The sequence below is a fragment of the Taibaiella soli genome, from assembly GCF_003236175.1.
Taxonomy (GTDB): domain Bacteria; phylum Bacteroidota; class Bacteroidia; order Chitinophagales; family Chitinophagaceae; genus QKTW01.
Genome location: NZ_QKTW01000022.1, coordinates 479,864 through 498,207 on the forward strand (window position 1 = coordinate 479,864; position 18,344 = coordinate 498,207).

General features: G+C 43.9%; 13 protein-coding genes. 6 read left to right on the plus strand and 7 right to left on the minus strand.

Annotation, left to right across the window (positions count from 1 at the left end):
- Positions 1–21: 21 nt before the first annotated feature.
- From DN068_RS17765 to DN068_RS17795, 7 genes are all read right to left on the minus strand, one after another.
- Positions 22–777, minus strand: coding sequence for an SDR family oxidoreductase (locus tag DN068_RS17765; RefSeq protein ID WP_111000304.1), 756 nt, complete (start codon positions 775–777; stop codon positions 22–24).
- A gap of 56 nt (positions 778–833) precedes the next feature.
- Positions 834–1,154 carry a phosphoribosylpyrophosphate synthetase gene (locus tag DN068_RS17770; RefSeq protein WP_111000270.1) on the minus strand — a complete coding sequence of 107 codons (321 nt, stop codon included), beginning with the start codon at positions 1,152–1,154 and terminating at the stop codon, positions 834–836.
- A gap of 245 nt (positions 1,155–1,399) precedes the next feature.
- Entirely contained in the window at positions 1,400–1,576 is a 177-nt protein-coding gene (locus DN068_RS22175) for a hypothetical protein (RefSeq protein ID WP_165836440.1), read from the minus strand.
- A gap of 211 nt (positions 1,577–1,787) precedes the next feature.
- A complete protein-coding gene (locus tag DN068_RS17780) occupies positions 1,788–2,543 on the minus strand; it encodes an SDR family oxidoreductase (RefSeq protein ID WP_111000272.1) in 756 nt (251 codons plus the stop codon).
- 485 nt (positions 2,544–3,028) lie between these two features.
- Positions 3,029–5,695, minus strand: coding sequence for a sigma 54-interacting transcriptional regulator (locus DN068_RS17785; protein WP_111000273.1), 2,667 nt, complete (start codon positions 5,693–5,695; stop codon positions 3,029–3,031).
- Between the two features lie 190 nt (positions 5,696–5,885).
- A complete protein-coding gene (locus DN068_RS17790) occupies positions 5,886–6,794 on the minus strand; it encodes a helix-turn-helix domain-containing protein (protein WP_111000274.1) in 909 nt (302 codons plus the stop codon).
- A 148-nt stretch (positions 6,795–6,942) separates the two neighbouring features.
- Positions 6,943–7,887: an alpha/beta hydrolase gene (locus DN068_RS17795; RefSeq protein ID WP_111000275.1), complete on the minus strand. Its 945-nt coding sequence runs from the start codon at positions 7,885–7,887 to the stop codon at positions 6,943–6,945.
- A gap of 347 nt (positions 7,888–8,234) precedes the next feature.
- Here DN068_RS17795 and DN068_RS17800 point away from each other — a divergent pair, with 347 nt between their 5' ends.
- From DN068_RS17800 to DN068_RS17825, 6 genes are all read left to right on the plus strand, one after another.
- Positions 8,235–12,611, plus strand: a complete 4,377-nt coding sequence (locus DN068_RS17800; RefSeq protein WP_111000276.1) for a LamG-like jellyroll fold domain-containing protein — start codon at positions 8,235–8,237, stop codon at positions 12,609–12,611.
- A gap of 193 nt (positions 12,612–12,804) precedes the next feature.
- Complete coding sequence (locus DN068_RS17805; protein ID WP_111000277.1) at positions 12,805–14,220, plus strand: aldehyde dehydrogenase family protein; 1,416 nt, start codon at positions 12,805–12,807, stop codon at positions 14,218–14,220.
- A 246-nt stretch (positions 14,221–14,466) separates the two neighbouring features.
- A complete protein-coding gene (locus tag DN068_RS17810) occupies positions 14,467–15,480 on the plus strand; it encodes an alpha/beta fold hydrolase (RefSeq protein ID WP_111000305.1) in 1,014 nt (337 codons plus the stop codon).
- Positions 15,481–15,630: 150 nt separating this feature from the next.
- On the plus strand, positions 15,631–16,080 hold the full coding sequence (locus DN068_RS17815; protein WP_111000278.1) for an organic hydroperoxide resistance protein: 450 nt from the start codon (positions 15,631–15,633) through the stop codon (positions 16,078–16,080).
- Positions 16,081–16,342: 262 nt separating this feature from the next.
- A complete protein-coding gene (locus DN068_RS17820) occupies positions 16,343–17,359 on the plus strand; it encodes a sensor histidine kinase (protein WP_111000279.1) in 1,017 nt (338 codons plus the stop codon).
- Entirely contained in the window at positions 17,340–18,101 is a 762-nt protein-coding gene (locus DN068_RS17825) for a LytR/AlgR family response regulator transcription factor (RefSeq protein ID WP_111000280.1), read from the plus strand. The genes DN068_RS17820 and DN068_RS17825 overlap by 20 nt, the downstream gene beginning before the upstream one ends.
- The last annotated feature ends 243 nt before the right edge of the window (positions 18,102–18,344 follow it).

Below are 18,344 nucleotides of genomic sequence, written 5' to 3' on the forward strand. Positions count from 1 at the left end.
CAGCGATGTGGTTTTCAGAAACTAAACAGCGGTCTGTTTTTGAAACCAGTCCTCGTATTTGATTTTGCCGAGACGGGCTTCAGGTCCGGGTAACAATGATTGGTCCGTTAATTCCGTTCCGAAATAAAGCGCATGGTGGTCCTGGATCAATTGTCTGGAGTCTTCAATTTCGTCGAGGTAGTAGCGGATCAGTTCGTACATAGGCATCGCAACAGGACCCGCGACTTCGATCATTTTGTTTTGTGGCGCATTTATTGCGATTTCTGCCAACGCAGCTACCGTCTCATCTGCGGCTATTGGTTGTACAGGGGCTGGTGAAATATGTACTTCTGCTCCGGTAGTTGCGGCCATGGCAATCCGGTCAGTGAATTCGAAGAATTGGGTGGAACGCAGGATGGTATGCGGAATGCCGGAATGACAAACCAGTTCTTCCTGTATGTATTTGGCGGCCAGATAATCACTGTCGGGTAAACGATCTGCACCAACTATAGACAACGCTACGTAGTGTTTGACACCGGCGCGCCGTGCTGCAGCAGAAATATTTATGGTTGATTTTTCAAAGAACGCGATAGCTTCTTTATCAATTATTGATGGTGAATTTGAGACGTCGACGATAACCTGAGCGCCTTCAAGCACTTCGTCCAAACCTTCACCCGTAACGGTATTGATGCCATATTGCGGCGATGCAGGTACGATGGTATGGGCTGTCTCCTGCGTTAACTTATGGATCAGCTTTGAGCCGATCATACCGGTTCCACCGATTACTACTATTTTCATGATTTTAGTTTTTTTGATTGATGATGGAATATCGCTTCCGCGCACGAAGAAAAGCGTCAGCGCGTTGCAAGTGAAAGTGCCTGAACGATTGCTGTGGTGTGTTGAATCAGCAGGCAGGAAGTGGCGCCGAGCGCATCTAATAAAGTTCCTTTTATACCGGATGCGGGATCTGAGATGGCGTAGAGTAATGCGTTGTTGTCAGCGCTGCTGTTGCAATCAAACCGATGCACTTCGTCAATCTGAAATTCCGCCGGATCAAAACGCATGTCCATTTCACCACAATAAAGACATACCATTTCTGTTTCCGCACTAAAATCAATGCTGTAACCTCTTTGACGCAGGTCTGAAATTGCTTCTTCGATTGATAGATAATTCATGATATTTGGGATTGGTGATTGTGATTTGTGATTGACTGGTGAGGTAGGCACAGTGCTCGCCGAATTAGTTGGATGTATACAGCCTTGTGGTAATCCAAATTAAAAGTGAATCACTATTCGATCCGCTTTATATTATTTAACACGGTTTCCTAAAAAAAACATTTTAGATGTTGATTTTTCAAGGATGCTTAGTTTGGCAGCACAGTAGTAGTGAAACCTAATCGAGCGACCGTCGCGAGCTGCCGTTATAAGTCTTCTTCGTTAAAATGCTCGTGTGGCATCAATGGCTGGTCTGTCATCCGGAGCGAATCATCCAAAAATTCACTGCCTTCCATCGTATTGTATTCCTGTTCTTGTTCAGGAATTACCTCTTCTTCGTTTTGTTCCGGTTTTGGACCCGGATTCATAAATAAGAAATGCATGACGTTAGATTTTAGAATTGTTTTGTAATGAAATTTGAAGAATGTCTGCCACTTGTTGATCTGCCGTGTTGTTGACCGGTTTTCGTAAGGATCGTACGCCGGCGTAGGGATATCCATGTGCACGAACAGGTGGAAAGTGCACTCCCGTTACAACCGCCTCGGCAGACTGTCACCCGTCGTCTTCGTTTCAACGAGTGGCAGACTGAAAAGTTTAGGCTTTCTGCATTTGCAGGCTCAGCCATTTATCAAAATTGATAGCGCCGAGTTCCGCTTTGCCGGCAGGAACCAATGCCTCATGTGTTACCTCACCGCCAAAATATTCAGGGCGGCCATTGGCAATAACTTTGCGCGGGTCATTTGTTGCCGTCAGATATTTTTCAGCTACCTGATACATATCAAAGCGTTCAGGTCCGGCGATTTCAACAACGCCATTTGTAGGAGCGGCGAGTGCGTACTTCACTACAAATGCAGCTACATCTTCAGCCGCGATGGGTTGGAATTTTACATCGGAAAGATGCACTTCATTTCCTTGTGTTGCCTGGGTGGCAATACCACCCACAAATTCCATGAATTGCGTGCTGCGAACGATTGTGTATGGAACACCAGATTGTTTAATCAGGTCTTCCTGTACTTTTTTGGCGCGCATATAACCAATGTTCTGCATGATGTCCATGCCAACGATAGACAATGCGACATGGTGTTTTACATCTGCGCTGATTTCCGCACCCAGCAGGTTGCGGCCGGCTGTCTGGAAAAATTCCAGTACTGCATTGTCTTCAAATGAAGGTGAGTTAGCCAGGTCAATGACAACTGATGTGTTCTTCATAGCTTCTGCTAAACCTTCGCCGGTAATGGTATTGATACCTGTGGTAGGAGAGGCTGCAATTACTTCATGTCCCTGTTGACGAAGTGCTGCTACTACTTTTGTTCCGATAAGGCCGGAACCGCCGATGACTACGATTTTCATGATTCGATTTTAATTGTGATCGTTTACCTAGGTATGCCAAATCCGATGCCAATTATTTCAAATCGTTGAGCGTCAGTAGAATCGCTGTTTTAAGCTGTTCGTTTTTTCACTGTATTTAGTGAAATCACGAAGTCATTCCTTTTATTTAGTGATTTTCTGCAAAGTGGACAGTTGACGGTTGTGATTTCTGGTTTCGCCGCATCTGATTTCGAGTTTAATACCCACGCTGTTTCACAAACTGTTATTGGTAATGCAGGAAATGTCCCGGGTAAGGAGCGTTCTCACAAGTTGCAATAGATATGGTTATTTATGAGTTTCACATTGAGGTAATACAAAAACACGGTCATCACGATGAGGTTCCAACAGTATTGTTGGAACCGAAGTGGTTGATCTGATTTCGCGTTTAATTCCCGCGCTGTTTCACAAATTAGGAGAAGAAGTATCCGGGTGTAATTTTTGCTGATTTATTACACAACTGTCCATTGTCAACTGTAATAATCTGCTTTCGTAATACCGAGTTTTTTCATTTTAGAATGAAGTGTATTGCCCGGAACCTGTAATATTTCCGCAGCGCTGCCGGCGCCCGAGATCTTACCGCCACAGCGTTTGAGCGTTTCAATGATGTAATCCCGTTCTACTTCGTCGAGTGAACGGTTGAGCAGCAGCGCTTCGTTTTTTTTGTTTGTATCACCAGTCTCCGGAATATAGACGTCATCGAGATTGCCGTCTGTGGCCAGTAAAACACTGCGTTCTATTAAGTGTTCCAGTTCGCGGACATTTCCCGGCCATGTATAGGCGCGCAGTTTATGGATCACACCCGGCGCTACTTTTTTAATCTTGCGACCGGAATTGCGACTATGTTTCTGTACAAAAAAATGAATGAGTGCTTCAATATCTTCAGACCGGTCACGTAGCGGTGGCAGATGAATCGGAAATACATTGAGGCGGAAATACAGATCAGCACGGAAGCGACCAGCTTTTACCTCCGCTTCCAGATCTCGGTTGGTAGCGGCGATCAGTCGCACGTCCACTTTAATGATTTGTTTACCACCGATGCGTTCCAGCTCTCGTTCCTGTATAATACGTAATAATTTTGCCTGCGCTTCCAACGGCAATTCGCCGATTTCGTCCAGGAAAAGTGTGCTGTTGTTTGCCAGTTCAAATTTGCCGATGCGTTTATCTATCGCACCTGTGAAAGCACCACGTTCATGACCGAATAATTCACTTTCGATCAGACTGGCAGGCAATGCAGCACAGTTTACTTTCACCATTAATTTATCCCTGCGGGGAGATGCATAATGAATCGCCCGCGCTATCAGTTCTTTACCGGTGCCCGTTTCGCCGGTTACTAAAACAGTCGTATTAGAATCTGCAACCAAAGAAATCAGCTTGTAAACTTTTTTCATTGGCTCACCACTTCCTATAATTTCAGAGAAGTTGTGGATCGTTTTTATTTGCTCGGTGAGGTAATCGTTTTCTACCTCGAGTTTCTTTTTATAAGCTTCAAGTTTTTCATTTGCCTGGATGTTTGCGATGGCGATTGATATCTGCGCGCAAATACCTTTTACCAGTAAAGGGCTCAGCCTGTTGGCCAGCAGCCAGATGGTGCCGATTGCTTTATCGCCCACACGCAAAGGCAATGCATACATGTTTTTCAGGCCGGTCGCCTGCCATAGTTTCGCGTAATCGTTGCCGCTTTTTATTTCTTCTTCTACACTAAACATAATACCACCATTGCTGGCGAGTACCTGTGCCGTATAAGTTTCATCAATGGTAATACGATGGTTGGCCATGCGGTCGAAATCTGCCTTGGCTGTGCCGAATAAGGTACGGTCAAACATAAATGGTGACAAGTGTATGCCATCATTTTCGATAACGCGAATCATCGCCAGCTGCGTGTTCATCGTTTTTTCAAGCACTCTGAAAATTGCTTGCTGCAAGTCATCTCGCGTGCGTACAAGCGTTATGTCGTGGCTAAAGTCGAGTAGAAAAGCCTGTTCTTCCTGCGTCTTCTTTATTTGTTCAATGGCCTGGATATTTCCGATGGCGATTGATATCTGCGCGCAAATTCCCTGAAGCAAGGGGATGTTGATGTCTTCGATATGGAGTGTTAGAATGCCATGATTAGTTGCTCCATTGCGCAGTCGTATGCCCACCAGGTTTTTGACACCCATTTCCTTCCAGTGCCGGAGATAGGCAGAAGATATACCGCGTTCTATTTCCCGGTCTACGTTAAACGAAACGGGAATGGAGCTATTTAGAATGCGGTTCTGTAAACCATCATTGATTGGAAACCGGGATTCCCGCAGCGCCGCTAGTATTTTGGGATTTTTGGTGTCTATATCGTAAACGTACGGGCTTGTCGTTGTGTTGTCTTCATTGATTTTTCGGATGACAAACCCACCGTCCGGATTTATTTTTTTGAACACCGTGCGAACAGCATTGGCCAGTTCCTCTTTGGTTCTGATGGTCGCGATTTCCTTGCTGAAATCTAACAGGAATGATTTTTCTTTTTCCCTGTTCAGGATGTCGTCGTTTTTGATAATATTGGATACTGCACTGGAAATCTGTGGTACAATCCCCTTGATAACACTTCTGAATTCATCGCTGAAACCTTCGGGTTGATCAGAATAGACGTGAAGAAACCCCATTGGTTTACCTTCTTTCATCAGCTTCGTCATCATTATTTCCCGAACACCTTTTTCGTAGTTGACCCGTAAAAAGGGTGGACTAGCCGGCTGGTCCATAATGTCTTTCAGTAAAAACGAAATTGGTCCGTCGGCAGCCAGTACCGCTTGTATAAATGGCTCGTTAAGCCGGAAATGTGCATGTACCATTTCCTGGTAGCGATTATGGGAACGAATCGGAGAACCGTCGTTATCTAATAAAAACGGCGTATAGGTTTCGTCTTTATAATCGATCAGTGTCACAATTGTGTGACTGATATAGAACAGGCCTTTAATGCCTTCCTTGAAAAGTGTTATGAGATCATTTTTATCACGAACCTTTGTAAGGTCGTTGCTCAGTGCCAGCAGAATTTCTTTTTCTCTTTTGTAATCTATTTCCTGCCGGACATTATTGGTCGTCTGGCCAGAAGTCTTTTTCCTGGTCTTTGATTCTTTTGGGATTGCGTTGGGCACTTCGTTTTTCATCGGTTGTGTTTCAATAAATAGCGCCTCTGCGGATGGTTTTCACGAAAAGGCGACCGACTTAAAGTTAACCCAAAATCTGCTTATAACATGATAAAGCGACGATGTAATAATTGCTGCTCGTGGCAGGAGTAATTTCTCGCGTTATTGTGAGGCACGAAATAATCTGCACGTAATATACCTGTACAATTCCTCAATGAAACGATTGCCGGAATTCAACCGGTGATTGGTTGGTTTTACTTTTGAAAAATTTATTGAAGGATTGCGGATAACCAAAGCCAAGATTGTAGGCGATTTCCGCAATAGAGCGATTGGTAGTAGACAACGAAGTCTTTGCTTTTTCAATCAGTTTTTGGTGAATATGCTGTTGTGTATTCATGCCGGTCAGCGTGCGTAACAGATCGCTCAGGTAATGTGGTGAAAGATGTAACTGGTCAGATAAATATTGCACAGTGGGTAATCCATCTGTAACTGCTTTATCGCTTTCGAAATAGCTATCCAGGATATTTTCGAGTTTTGATAAAACGTCGTGATTAGCGGTCTTTCTGGTATTAAACTGTCTTTTATAAAAACGGTTGCTATAATTCAGTAACAATTCTATCTGAGAAATTACTACATCCTGACTGAAATCATCGATGCGTTCTTCCAGTTCTTCACCTATGATTTTAAAAACGGATAGCATGGTTTTTTTCTCTTTGTCGGAAAGATGCAGTGCTTCATTTGATGCATAAGAGAAGAAATGATACTTTTTGATTTTTGCAGCTAGTGGATACGTTTGGAAAAAATCGGGATGAATGAAAAGATTAAACCCATCATACGCATCTGAGTCGTCCGGCGCTGCGAGTACTTGATCCGGCGCAACAAACACCATTCCACCTTCTTCAAAATCATAATGACCTTGTCCGTATTTTATTTTGCCACGAACATCTTCCATAAATGAAATCTTGTAAAAATGTAACAACAGATTAGCCGGAAAAGTTTCCTTCACTGTTTTTACATCACAATTGCGGATCAGGCTGACAAGCGGATGCAGTGGCTTCGGTAAACCGAGCAATTTGTGTAATGCAGAAATGGAATTAATATGGTGTGGTGTGTTTTCCATTTGCGTTGTAAGTTGTACGTGTTAAGTTTTGTGTGATAAGTGTACGTGCTAAGTTGGTAAGTTACGAGTTTAAGCGTGAAGCATCAGATGCATTCTCTTGCATGTCTGACAACACATAACCTACAACTTAGTACGTACAACTTAAAACTTACATTTTAGTGAAGAATTGTTCCAGTTTGGTGACTGCCGGTATTACAAATCGTTCATTGTAATAAAGGTCCACATGCGTGGCGCCATCAATCACAAAAAGTTCCTTCGGTTCTTTCGCAACTTCAAGTGCATCTTCTGTCATCCATTTTGTTACCGCTTCCGAGCCTACAATCATGAGCAATGGACGTGGTGCAATCATATCTGCAAAGCGGAATGCATCAAATCCTGCGATTTTGTCTACACTGCTCCAGGTAAAAGTTTTAGCCGAACGCGGATGTTGCCCCTGTTCCGTGCAATAGTATTTCCATCCTTCATAAACGTGCAGCCCCATTGCTTTCGCTTGTTCTTCAGTTTCCGGAAATATCGGAAATGAACTTTCCTGCGCGCCTTTTGCAGTGGCGGTACGTGCCTGTGCTGCGAGGTACAGCATGTTTTGAATCACAGAAATATCTTGTGTGCCGTCGCCTCCGTTCCTGAATTGGCGGCCGACATCTGCTGCAGATACAGTTGCAATCGCTTTAATGCGGGGATCGGTAGCCGCTGCAGAAACCCCGTATCCGCCCGAAGCGCAGATACCTAAAACGCCTGTTCTGTCTGCATCAACGATCTGTAACGTGCTCAGATAAGAAACAGCGGCTTTAATATCTTCTGTTCTTTGTGCCGGATCTTCCAGTCCACGCGGCATCCCTTCGCTTTCACCCTGGTAAGCAGCATCAAAAGTAAGCGTGACAAAACCGCGTTCTGCAAGTAGATGAGCATAAAGACCCGCTGTCTGCTCTTTGACGGCGGTGCCGGGGTGTCCAATGACTATCGCCGGTGATGGTGCCATTGGGTTTGCCGTTTGCGGCACATGCAGTATTCCTGCCAATTTTAAACCGTTTGATAAAAAGGAAACTTCCTGTGTTGTGAATCCGGATTTAACCGGTTTTGTGTTCGTGTTCATGTTTTGTTGTATTGTGAATACAAAATTCTTTCATCATGGACGTGCAGATGTATCCATAATACTGGTTGTATAAATCAAAACGGAGCAGCCAATGTTTTTTGAATAACCAACTCAAAATCATTTTGCCGTAGTCAGCAATTTTATAATTAAAGAATTGTTTTTTCCAGAAGCTCCATTGTGGTTTGGATAAACTTTGAATCTTAATTCAATGAATAGCGTGCAAATCAACGCGTATTATTACGCATCTTGGGCGATGATAATATCATGAGTGCAATGGGTGTTTCGTCATCCGTTACAGTGATATAATCGCATCTTCCAAAAGAGCATTAATATTATAAAACGAGGATATGGGCCGATTTTCTACGTATTGTGCGATGATTATGTTTTTAATCATCTCTTGTTTTCATGTCAATGCACAGCAGCATCAAAAAAGCGGAAACTGGAATAGATTTTTTGAGATACCTGTTTCTGTTCCTGTCCCAAATTGGGTAAAACAAATAGACTGGGAGCATCCGAATGTGTATGAAATCGATTCGATATTGGAGGTTTATGGTAAAGGTGGGCGCGATAAGGAAGAAGAAGAAGAAGAGAATGAATTGAATGAGGAGCCATATAAAGAAGCATATATTCGCTGGCGCAAATCGGTGGATCCATTTATACAGGCCGATGGCAGTGTGGTCGTAGATCCGCTTTGGTATCAAAAACAGTTTCCGGCGGCGAATGCTACTGCTTCCAATCTGGCATACAAACCAAATGGCACGGCCAATTGGACCATACTTGGCCCACAGGAAATGTGGAATTCGAATAACGGCGGGAAGACTTGTTACCTGGCGAATGTATACAGTATGGCTATTGCCCCTTCCAGTCCTAATATTATTTATGCTGGCACCGAAACCGGCGCTATTTTTAAATCCTCCGATAAAGGACTAAACTGGAAAAGCGTTAGTGACGCGTTGCCCAATGCAGCGCCGAATGCGATCGCTGTTTCGCCGTTGGATAGTAACACAGTCTTTGCTTATACCAACGCTATGCTGAAAACCACCAATGGTGGCAGCACCTGGAGTATCATGAGTAATTACACCGGTGGTAGTTGTAACCAGATACTTATTAATCCGGTCACCGGAAGAATTATCGCGGCTGGTAACACCAGTATCTATTATAGTGATGATACCGGTGCTCATTGGACCCTCGCTTCCGGCGGTACCATGAGTAGCAGTCTCTACGATATTGCGTTTAATCCCGCTAACCCTAATACCATATACGCTGTTGGCCGTTCATCAGCCCCTAGTTATCCCATCATCATAGTCCTGTCACATGACGGCGGTAACAGTTTTAATCCTGTTACCTCTGGCACCGCCGGTATTTATTGTACTGGCGCCAGACTTGCTGTCACCGCGGCCGACAGCAACTATGTGTATTGTGTTACCCTTGATACGCTCGCACCAAAAGTTTTGAAAAGTCGCGATGGTGGCAACAACTGGTTTGTCACCGTGTCTTCAACTACCACTGGCCTCACTGGAGGCAGCGGTACTTCAGGTCTTGCAATGAGTAATGGTCAGGGTTATTATGATCTTATCGCGCTGGCTTCGCCTGCAGATACCAATACATTGATTGTTGGTTCTACGTCGGCATATCGATCAACAGACGGTGGTTACAATTTCAGTCCGCTTGGTGGCTATACTGGTTCCTTTCCGTTGCACCCAGATATGCAGTGGGCAATGGTAAATGGCAATGATGCGTATATTTCTACAGACGGTGGTGTCAATTATTCGAGCGATTTTTTTGCAACGCGCGCCAATCATTCTATCCGTAATAATGGTGTTACCGGGTCCGATTTCTGGGGATTCGGCCAGGGATGGGATCAGGATATTGTGGTAGGCGGTAGATATCACAACGGTGATGTGGCGCTCTACGAAAATTACGGAACTGGTGCTGGTCTTGAATTGGGAGGTGGTGAATCTGCAACGGGTTTTGTGTTTCATGGCACAGCCAATACCGTTGGTTTTGATGATATCGGTACCAAAGTAATTCCAAACGCATTATCCGGTGGCATTACAGGTGCCGCGATTTCGAATTCGTTATGGCCGGGCAATGATTACTACGGTAAGTTTTCGCAGAAACTGGTCGTAGATCCGCGTTACAGTAACGTCATCTATATTACTAAAGACAGCACATTGTGGAAGTCTGTAAACAAAGGTGCTTCTTATACTGCGGTACATAACTTTGGCAATAAGGCCTGGCGTTTTGTAATAGCACGCAATAATCCGGCCGTAATGTATCTGTGCGCTACGAATGGTATTTTTAAAACGACTGATACGGGAGCAACATGGACGCAGCTTGCATTGCCGGGCGGTGTTACCTATCAGTATTACAACACTGATATCACGGTCAATCCGCTGAATGAAAACGAAGTTTATTTCTGTATGGCACAAGGTGCTGCTGCCAATAAAGTATTCAAGTCAGTTAATGGTGGTGCTTCCTGGACTAATTATACGGGTTCGGTAAGTGGCAAAGCAATTGCATTTATCATATTTCAGGGCGGTACAAACGGAGGCGTATATGCGATTACTAATTCTGGTGGCGCGAAAGTTTATTATCGCGATAATAGTATGAGCGACTGGATTGATTTCAGTAGCGGCTTGCCACAAAATTTTGTAGCGGCGCAGGGCGGACTTATTTTTTATCGCGATAGCAAACTTCGTCTTGCAGGCAACCGTGGTGTGTGGGAATCTGCATTATATAGTACCGGCGCGCCGGTAGCACAACCGATGTCGGATAAACAGATTGTTTCTTGTACTAAAGACACGGTGAGTTTTATGGACTATTCTATGGATGACTATTCTAATTCCGCATGTACCTGGAGTTTCCCCGGCGCTTACTATACGAGCTGCACCAATTGCAGAACACCGAAGGTCTTGTATCCTGGACCAGGTAGTTATGATGTATCGTTGACGGTCGTGGATAGTCAGGGGAATAGCAATACACGTACTATTAATAACATGATTGTTTTTGATGCGGACAAATGCATGCCAGATACGGTTGCCGGCAAAAGTCTGAAGATGAATGGGTCGAACACAACGGTTTCATTGGGAAAAGTGAATATCAACAGTAATACATTTTCAATGTCTTGTTGGTTCCGGCCTTACGGCAATCAAAGCAGTTTTTCGCAGTTATTGTCGCACGATAAATACGGCGTATCGCCAAATGGATTTGGTATAGGTTTTACATTTAACGGCTACACTTCCAATCTTAAACTCTGTTATACCGACAGCATGGTTACCTGGGGTAATAATAGTGGATTGGTGGCGGATAGTACAAAGTGGAATTTCGTTGTGTTGACTTATAGTCCCACAGGTGTTAAAATGTATCTCAATGGCGTAGCGGCAAATGTGAATACACGCTCAATGCCGGCTATTGATCTTTCGCAGTCTCCTTTTTATGTGAACTTTGATGCCAACCAGGGACAGGGCAGCAGGTATAATGGCGAAATTGATGAAATCAAATTTTACAACTATACACTCAGCCAGGATGAGGTACGTACCAAAATGCATTTGATTCAGAACCCTGCTCTGGCAGAAACTGGTTTATTAAAATACGTGCAGTTCAATCAATATGATTCTGTCGCAGGAACGGTATATGATGTAGCAGGTGGCTACAATTGTACCATTCCGGGAAGCTCTTTTATCACAACTTCAACCGCACCTGTTGCTACTGGTGTCGCATATAAGCTGGCGGGTATTAATGCAGGTGGCCAGTATACGTTTAACGGTACAGGAATTGATTTGTTCTTAAAAACGGGAGCTACTTATCCGAATGGTGATCTTGTTGGTTTTCGCTTGTTTTCAGGTCCTGATCAAAATCCTGATGCGCGTCCAATAGTTCCTGCAAACAATTATTTTATCATCAGCAATTACGGATCAAACAGCACGTTCACTGCGCCAGACAGTATTCGTTTCAATAATTTAAACATCACCAGCAGCGCACAAAATGCAGGGAGCTTTAAAATGTTTAAGAGAAGTTCTACCGCTTATGGTCCAACCTGGGGCGCAGAGCTTGATTCTGCAGATGCGTTTTATTATAATCCTGCTGGAAGCTCCATTGTATTTAGTACCAATAATAATGTTAGCAGCTTTAGTCAGTTTGTTTTCGTAGACAACCCTGCGCTGCCGCCACTGAGTACACATGGTACGCTTATGTTTAATGTAGTGGCTCAGAAGAAAAATATTAATCTCGACTGGTCAATGCAGCAGGAACAAGGTTTGAACTACTATCAGTTGGAGCGTAGCACAGATGGTATCCAGTTTGCTGCGATCACGCAGGTGACAGCGGCCGGTTCCGGACACAGCTATAAATACACCGACAAAAATGTTATTCCGGGCACACGTTACTACTATCGTCTGCGTTGTGTAGATATGGGTGGCAGTTATAGCTTTTCAACGGTAATGTCTGCGATTATCAATAGTCAGAGTAATTTCATGTTGTATCCGAATCCTGCTTCGGGCTCGGCTCAGCTTCTGTTTACACCAGAGAATGGCGAAAAGTATTTGTCCGTAACTGTGTATGATATCTCCGGTAAATCAGTCTATCATGTTGTAGAAATGCTGGAAGGCAAAACTCCGGTGAAAATGCTGCTCAATCTCGGCGGACTCAGCGCAGGAAACTATGTTGTGCATTTGGCTACAGACATAGCGGAATTGCCTGGTACGAAGCTCGTGATTCATTAAGAGTTGACAGTTGGTAGGTGACATTGTAGCGCCGCGAGGATTTTCCTCGCGGCGTTGTTATTCACCATTCCCCATTGACCATTCGCGGATTTTTGACTTTTTCTGTGAGCTTTTCAACAAACCAACATTGAGCTTCCCCACAAAATAACTTCATCATAGCTGTTCGAGATTTGCAGTATAAAACATGCGAATCATGAAACAAGTAAATCAGGCATACATCAACGGAGCCTTCGTTACAGTACACGGAACAGAAACATTAGACATTATCAATCCCGCAACAGAAACAGTTTTTGGAGGGGTAGTGCTGGCAGATGAACAAGACACCCTGGCCGCGATTGCCAGTGCGAAAAAAGCATTTCCAGTTTTCTCTAAATCAACAATTGCCGAACGACAAGCATATTTGCAAAGATTGCATGACGCCGTAATGGAACGTATTGAAGACTTAAAAGATATCACTATCGAAGAATACGGAGCAACCGTTCAGCGGGCGTTATGGTCTAATAAATACGCAGCCGAAGCATTTTTGTTGTACAAAGAATTGCTGAATAGTTTCGAATTTGAAAGAAATATCGGCCAGTCAAAATTGTATTTGACGCCACTGGGAGTAACAGCCATTCTCACCGCCTGGAATTCCAATGCAGGTTCTATCTGTGTAAAATTAGCTGCGGCGATTGCGGCAGGCTGCACGAGTGTCATTAAGCCCAGTGAATTGAGTGCACTGCAAACACAAATACTTGCAGAATGCTTTGCCAAAGCAGATTTACCTGCAGGTGTTATTAACGTTATCACTGGTCGCGGAGATGTGCTCGGTCCTATTCTTTCTACGCATAAAGACATTGCGAAAGTAACGTTTACCGGTTCTACAATGGTGGGTAAAATCATTGCACGGAATGCGGTGGATTCTATGAAACGACTTACGTTGGAACTCAGCGGCAAATCACCCCATATCATTCTGGACGATGCCGATCTTGAAAAAGCGATACCACTTGCGGTGAATGCTTGTTTTCAAAACAGTGGTCAGGCTTGCGTTGCAGGCTCCCGACTCATTGTTCCGGAACATTTACTGCCAGTCATCAAACCGATAATCGTTAAAGTTGTGGAAAGTTTAAAAGTGGGTGATCCTAACGATGCGGCAACAAACATCGGACCTTTAGCCAGTCAGAAACAGTACGACCGTATTCAGCATTATATCGGAGCAGGTATTGAAGAAGGTGCGGAATTGCTGGCGGGTGGCCTGGGACGACCAGAAGGTTTGTCACAGGGTTATTATGTGAAACCTACTGTTTTTGCCGGAGTTCATGCTAACATGGCTATTGCGCGCGAGGAAATATTCGGTCCGGTGCTATCTATTCTTACTTACCAGACTGAAGAGGAAGCAATAGATATCGCCAACGATACTGAATTTGGTTTGCAGGCTTACATCAGCACAACTAATATGGACCGCGGTAACCGCATCGCAACGGAAATCAATGCTGGCCGTGTACTGATCAATTCTTTACAGCATGATCCTTTGGCGCCGTTTGGTGGATTCAAACAATCTGGTTTAGGTAGAGAAGGCGGTATGTATGGTTTGGAGCAACAGCTGGAACCTAAAGCAGTTTTGAGCTAAAGGCCTAATGCTTAATGCCTAACGCCTAACGCTCAAGGCTTTCCCATGTTTTGCGCTTTAGGCTTTGTGCTTTCAGCTTTGTGCTTTCAGCGTTAGGCTTTAGACTTTGTGCTTTCAGCACAGATTGTCTAATTCGGCCCTCATTTTGTCCATTTCAGGGAAAACCCGGATGCGCAGCAGCGTGCCAGGTTCTAATTTTACCCTGTGATCAAAACAAAAACATTCACCGACAAAAACATTCATGTCATGGGAAATCAAAAATACTTTAGCGACCGTTTCTGGATTATTGCAGCATTCGTTCTGGCAATGGCAATGTCTGGCAGCATTTTTCTGAAAGCACAAAGCGCACCACAGGCTGCAGCTTCTTTGGGTAAGCTTAAACAAATTAACGCCGGTGTACTGAATATCGGATATACTGAGGCTGGTCCGGCCGACGGTAAAACGGTGATTCTGTTACATGGCTGGCCTTATGATGTCAATAGTTACGCAGCGGTAACGCCGATACTGGTTGCAAAAGGTTATCATGTGATTACTCCTTATCTGCGTGGTTACGGAACAACAAGTTTTCTTTCGCCGAAAACAATTCGTAACGGTCAGCAGGCAGCACTGGCTGTAGATGTAATTGCATTAATGGATGCACTGCATATAAAGAAAGCAGTAATCGGAGGATTTGACTGGGGCGCACGAACCGCAGATATCGTAGCCGCATTATGGCCAGAACGTTGCGAAGCATTGGTTTCCGTAAGTGGTTATCTGATTGGAAGTCAGCAGGCAAATAAAGCACCATTACCTCCGAAAGCTGAGCTGGCCTGGTGGTATCAATACTATTTCGCTACGGAACGTGGTCGCGAAGGTTACAAAGCCAACACCAATGATTTCAATAAAATGATCTGGCAAACCGCTTCTCCGCAATGGCACTTCAGTGATGAAACCTACGCGCAGTCTGCATCTTCTTTCACTAATCCAGATCATGTTGCCATTGTGGTTTATAACTATCGCTGGCGTTTAGGCCTTGAAAAAGGAGAGTCTCAGTACGATGCACTTGAGAAGAAACTGGCGGCTGCACCTGTAATTACCGTTCCGACTGTTACACTAGAAGGGGATGCCAACGGTGCACCACACCCTGATCCTGCTGCTTATGCCAATAAATTTACCGGCAAGTACAAACATCATACGATTCCGGGAGGCGTAGGTCATAATCTGCCACAAGAAGCACCACAGGCATTTGCAGATGCAATCATAGAAGCAAGCCTCCTTTAGTTCATCCGAAGAAGAACGCTCAACAAGAGTTAGAGCTCGGGCTACTTCATAAATCAGCTTTTAATTAACAATTTCAACTTATAATTTTTCTCACACTCCGCAACGTTTCCCCTCCATTGGAGGGGATAGAGGAGGCTTAATTTTTTTAAAATGGAAACATTAAACATCATCGAAGCAACATCTGTTACAGCAACACAAGTATTATATACAGGCAAAGTACACGTAGACGGTGGTCGCGAGGGGTATGCCAAAAGCGAAGACGGTCGTCTGGATATTGCACTGAGTGTACCCGGCGGGAAAGGGAACGGTACCAATCCGGAACAATTATTTGCCGCAGGCTGGTCTGCATGTTTTATCGGAGCCATACGCCATAATGCAGCAGCAATGAAAATACGAGTACCCGATGGCATCGCAGTAAATGCAGAAGTAGATCTGGCGACAAATGAAGATGGATTCCTGTTGCAGGCACGTCTGAATGTACAACTGCCGGGAATGGATGTATTAGAAGCCGAAGCATTAGTAACCGCTGCTCATAATACCTGTCCTTATTCAAAAGCTACAAGAGGAAATATCTCTGTAGTGATAACAATGAGCAATTAGCACGTCGATGGTAATTGGTGAATGGTGAATGGCTAATGGTGAATATAGCACGAGTACTTCTACGGAATTAACCATTGACTACCTTTGATCATTACATTTTATAAGATTGACGAATTTTCAAGAATGAAAATATTTAGAACATGCGGTGAACCGCCTAAGCCATAAGAGAGATTCTGTAGATAATAAAAGAACAAGTAGTCAAATCAAGGATGCTTTTGGAAACAACAACGGTTGATCATTCACCATTCACCATTCACCGCTAATGAATAAGGTATTAAAGACTTCACCTGCCATTATCTGGACCAGTTCCATAGTCATCGGACTATTGTCTTCGGTGCCGCAGATAGCGCAGCAACATTTTAATATGGCCGAAGCGGCCGTGAACGCGGGTATTACGTCCGCGTTCGCGCTGTTGATGTGGTACGTCAATATCTACATGATGTCACGTAGACCAGAACGCGCACGTAAACAGGAAATTTCTTATCCCAATCTTGTCAATACTTTGCTGATTGGTTTAGTTGTGATGTTTTGCCTGGCGTGGTTACAGCAGCTGATCTTGTCGCACATCAATTTTGGACCGGTGATGCTGATGATTGAAGTACGCGGTATTCTGATCAACCTTATCTTTTACATGTTTCTCCATTTATTGCAGCAAAACGTAGAGACCCGGCAGGTAGCGATGGAATTGGAACAAATCAGGAACGATAACATCAGTGCACAATACGAATTGCTGAAACAACAGGTAAATCCACACTTCCTTTTTAACAGTCTGAATACACTCAAGGCGATGGTAGATAGCGGAGATGAGGCAGCAGGCGATTTTATATTGAAGCTTTCCAATTTTTATCGTTACACGTTGGAGAGCCGTAAGCATGATCTTATTCATGTCAGCGAAGAAATGGACATCCTTAATGCGTATTTATTTCTCCAGAAAGCACGTTTTGACGGCGGATTTATTTTTGAAAGTATGCTTGATCAGGAAACACTGGCAACATTAATTCCGCCATTTACTTTGCAGCTGCTAATTGAAAATTGCATCAAACACAATGTGGTTTCGTTGCAAAAACCATTACAGATTCGTGTTTACAGAGCTGACGACAGAATAGTGGTAGAAAACAAAGTACAGCCCAAATATGGTGATCATGAATCTACCGGCGTTGGACTAAAAAACATCGATCTTCGTTACAGTCATCTGTTAGAACAGCATATTGAAATTATAAACGACCAAACAATTTTTCAGGTAAAACTTCCGCTTATTCATGAATATCATCATAGTTGAGGACGAACTCAAAACCGCACAATCACTCGAGAAGATAATATCGGGAATACGACCTGAAGCAAACGTGATTGGTCGCTACCAAAGCATAGAGGACACCGTTTCTGCTTTATCAGTGAAAGGAATGCCCAATTTGATTTTCATGGATGTACAGCTGGCGGATGGCTTGTGTTTTGAAATCTTTAAGTTAGTTGAAGTAACATGTCCGGTGGTGTTTTGTACTGCTTTTGATGAGTATGCACTGAAAGCATTTAAAAACGGTGGTATTGATTATGTGCTGAAACCATTTTCAAAAGAAGACATTGAAGCTGCATTCAAAAAGGTGGACGAATTGCAGAATTTCTTTCAGCAGCATAAAGCGCCCGACCTCGATGGTTTGCTGACACAACTCAATACGCCGAAGGGTAAAACCAGCTTTCTCGTTTTCTTGAATCAGAAATATAAGACCATTCATATTGACGATATCGCCTTCTTTTATATCAAACACGATGGCACCTGGATAGCCACTTTCGATAAACAACAGTATCCGATCAACCAATCTCTAGATCAACTAACGCAAGCTGTTTCTACGCAGCAGTTTTATCGGCTGAACCGTCAATACCTGGTCAATTTCAAGGCCATTAAAGAAATAGAGCCCTATTTTATGCGTAAACTTTTCGTACGACTGGTGATTGAAACACCAGATAAATTGCTTGTGAACAAAGAGAAATCAGGTAGTTTCCTGGCATGGATGGAGAATCGGTAGGGTTACGTTGATATGTTGATACGTTTACAGGTTGATACGTACTCGCATTTGTCATGCTGAGCGGAGTCGAAGCATTAGTGGTGACACGTTGATACGTTTACACGTTTACACATCGTACGTACTCGCGTTTGTCATGCTGAGCGGAGTCGGAGCATTAGTTTTGACAGGTTGATACGTTTAAACGTTTACATGATGGACGTCTCTGCCTTCACTCTAATGATAGGCGGAAGAGGATGATCAGTT